Raw genomic sequence first — 3,464 nt, 5'->3', positions numbered from 1 at the left:
CGACAGCTTCGCTCCGGCGAACGGTTTCCGCCTCAGTTTATCGAGACCCGGCTGCGTTTCAGCCCGTTCATCAAGGACATCATGACGCTTGGCGACGATACGCGCGACTATATCGGCGCGCTGATCAATATCGACATGAGCGTGGTGTCACGGTGGGCGGAGGACCGAAACATCAGCTTCTCCACCTTTACCGATCTTTCGCAGAAGGTTGAAGTAGCCGAATTGATGCGCGGCGAGATTGCGCGCGTCAATACGTTTCTGCCCGAGCATGCGCGGGTCCGTCGCTTCGCCAACTTCCCCAAGGAGCTCGATCCGGATGAAGGCGAATTGACCCGCACGCGCAAGCTGCGACGCGAATTCCTCGCCGAACGCTATGCCGTGCTGATTGACGCGATGTATGGCGGCCGGGCCGATCAGAAGCTCGACATCGCGGTGACGTACCAGGATGGGCGAAAGGGCACGCTGTCTGCGCACGTCGCCATCCACGACGTCGTCAAGGCAGGCAAGCCGGCCAACGCCGATCAACCGTTGCGGGCCATCGCATGATCGATTTCGTCAACTACTTCATCAACGGCGCGCTGGTCGGGCTGCTCTATGCCCTCATCGCCATGGGCTTCGTGGTCATCTATCGGGCGTCGAAGGTCTTCAATTTCGCCCAGGGCGAACTCGTCGTGTTCGGCGGCTTCATCGTCTGGTGGATGGTCGCCTCGCTGGGCCTGCCGCTCTCGGTCGGCATTCCGCTCGCCTTCGTTGCGGCGGCGCTGTTCGGACTCCTGATCGAGCGGGTGTTCTTTTCCCGCCTCGCCGGCGAGTCGGTGTTCGCCATGGTCATGGTCACGATCGGACTCTTGATCCTGATCCGCGGCCTGATCCTCGTGCTGTTCGGCCCGCAGGTGCGCTCGTTCCCGATCATCTTCCCGCTTCAGCCGGTGATCATCGGGGAGATCCTCATCCCACGCTCGCTTCTCATCGGCGGCGCAATCACGGTCATCGTCGGTTTCGGCCTGTCGTGGTTCTTCAACCGCACGCGGGCCGGGCTGCGCATGACGGCGGTTGCCGAAGATCATCAGGTGGCGCTGTCGATGGGAATTTCAGTGAAGCGCTCCATTGCGTTCGCCTGGATTCTCGGTGCCGTGCTGTCGACGCTTGGCGCCATCATCTTCCTCAGCGGAAAGTCGCTGAACTTCCTCGCCTCCGACATCGGCCTTGCGGCGTTGCCGGTGGCGCTGCTGGCGGGTTTCGAGGCGATCGCCGGGGTTCTGCTGGCCGGCCTTATCGTCGGCATCATTCAGGGGCTCGTGACCGCCTACCTCGATCCGATCGTGGGCGGCGCGATCGGCACCGTGTTTCCATTCATCATCATGCTGCTCATCCTCTTTATTCGGCCGACCGGAATGTTCGGCTGGAAGACCATCGAAAGGGTCTGACCGATGGATCCGGCAGGCGTATTCGCCACCAGCTTCGAGCGCGATCAGGCCTTGATCCGCACCCGTGGACAATGTGTCGCGCTCGTTCTGCTTCTCATCGCTCTGGTCATCCTGCCCCATGTTCTGGGACCGCGGCTCGTCGCCATCTCGACCAATATGCTGATCATGGCCGTGGTCGTGATCGGCCTGCAGATCAACATGGGATATGCGGGCCAGATCAATCTCGGCCAGGCTGCGTTCATGGGAGTCGGCGCCTACGCCACCGGAGCGCTGGCGATCAAATTCAATCTGCCCTTCTGGCTCAGTATCCCGCTCGGAGGTTGCGCCGCCGCGGTGTTCGGGTTCATCTTTGGGCTGTCGGCGGTTCGCATCAAGGGCTTTTACCTGGCGCTCACCACCATCGCGGCGCAGACCCTGTTTCATTTCCTCATTCTCAATCTGCCGCAGTCGTGGTTCGGCGGGTCAAACGGGTTGACGCTGGAGCCGGCGCAGATTTTCGGCTTGAGTTTCGTCAGTGAGACCTCGATCTACTATCTCTGCCTGGCCGTTACCGCGGCGATGGTGTTCGGCGCCTATGGCATCGTGCGCAGCCGGCACGGGCGCGCCTTCGTCGCAGTCTGCGACGACGACGTCGCTTCCGGGCTGATGGGAATCAACGTCGTGCGGACCAAGGCAACCGCCTTCCTGATCGGTGCGTTCTACGCGGGGATCGGCGGGGGGCTGTGGGCCTACTACGTGCGTTTCGTCGCCGTCGATCAATTCACGCTGTTCCATTCGATCTGGTTCATCGCGATGGTGATCGTCGGAGGCCTCGGCTCGATCACCGGCGCGTTGATCGGCGTCTTCGTCATCAAGGCAATTCAGGAAAGCTTCGTTACGCTTGGTCCCAGCATCGTCGCGCAATTTCCCTCGATCGGGGGCGATGTGGTGTTCGCGCTGATGAACGTGTTTCTCGGCGGGATCATCGCCGCGTTCCTGATTTTCGAGCCGCGCGGGCTGATGCACCGCTGGAATATCCTGAAACGATCCTATCGCCTTTGGCCATTTCCCTATTGATGCCTGGGCGATCGGAGTTTGGAACATTCATGGGAGGAACTGAAAAAATGACAATCTTGAAGCACATCAAGATCTTCGGGATGGCCGCGGCGCTCGGTTTGCTGACGATCTCGGCGCCGGCCGGTGCCCAGACGACCTACAATGTGGCGTCGCTTGCCGATTTCACCGGTCCGTATGCGGACGTGATGAAGGACCTGATCGGTGCGCGCCGGCCGGTCATCGAATGGTGGAATGCCGAAGTCGGCAAGAAGATCGGCGTCAAGCTCGGGACCAAGGATTACGATCATCGCTACGATGCGGCGCAGGTGGCGAGCCTGTGGCCCGGCATCAAGGCCGAGCTCAATCCGATTATCGTGCTTGGGGTCGGCGGACCCGACGTCGCCGCGCTTCAGGGGCGGCTGCCGTCCGATAAGATCCCGATGGTGATGTCGACTGCCGCGTACGGCTTTGCCTGGAAGCCCGATCCGTGGATCTTCAACCAGCGCCCGACCTACAGCCATGAGGCCACTGCGTTCTTCGAGTGGTTCCGCCAGAGGCGCGGGGGCAGCGGGCCGCTGAAGGTCGCGATCATCTCGTCGGAAGCCTCGCCGGCCTATGTCGACCAGCACAAGGGTGTCCAGCGATATGCCTCCGACAATCCGGACAAGGTCGAGGTCGTCGAAGTTGTGTTCACGGAAGTTCAGCCCACCGATTTGACCACCCAGGTCAACCGCGTGACCCGCAAGGGAGCCGAAGTGATCATGGTCATGACGAACACGGCCGCCGTGGTCGCCACCAAGCGGGCGCTGCAGTCGCTCGGCAAGCAGGTGCCGATTGTCATGAGTTCGCACAACGGACTGGCGGAATCCGGCCGCGCGATCGGCGACGTCAAGCAGATGGAGGGCGATTACGAAGTTTATGCGATGGCTGCGCCCACCGACGCAAAGACGCCTGGCCGCGAGTTCTTCGAGATGCTTCAGAGCAAGTACGACCTCAAGGCCA

At 61.4% G+C, this 3,464-nt stretch carries 3 protein-coding genes and 1 pseudogene; all 4 read left to right on the top strand.

Features of this window, described 5'->3' with window-relative positions:
* Positions 1-546 (top strand): annotated as a pseudogene (locus tag V7E26_RS21240) (long-chain fatty acid--CoA ligase); the annotation flags it as partial.
* Positions 543-1,427, top strand: coding sequence for a branched-chain amino acid ABC transporter permease (locus tag V7E26_RS21235; protein ID WP_324419859.1), 885 nt, complete (start codon positions 543-545; stop codon positions 1,425-1,427). The pseudogene V7E26_RS21240 and the gene V7E26_RS21235, both read left to right, overlap by 4 nt.
* A 3-nt stretch (positions 1,428-1,430) precedes the next feature.
* Positions 1,431-2,483, top strand: a complete 1,053-nt coding sequence (locus V7E26_RS21230) for a branched-chain amino acid ABC transporter permease (protein WP_324419857.1) — start codon at positions 1,431-1,433, stop codon at positions 2,481-2,483.
* Positions 2,484-2,530: 47 nt separating this feature from the next.
* A partial coding sequence (locus tag V7E26_RS21225) for an ABC transporter substrate-binding protein (RefSeq protein ID WP_324419855.1) occupies positions 2,531-3,464 on the top strand: 934 nt, incomplete at its 3' end.

Source organism: Bradyrhizobium sp. (assembly GCF_036735945.1).
Lineage (GTDB): Bacteria > Pseudomonadota > Alphaproteobacteria > Rhizobiales > Xanthobacteraceae > Bradyrhizobium.
The sequence above is the reverse complement of the archived record's forward strand: the minus strand, read 5'-3'. Positions and strand labels throughout refer to the sequence as shown.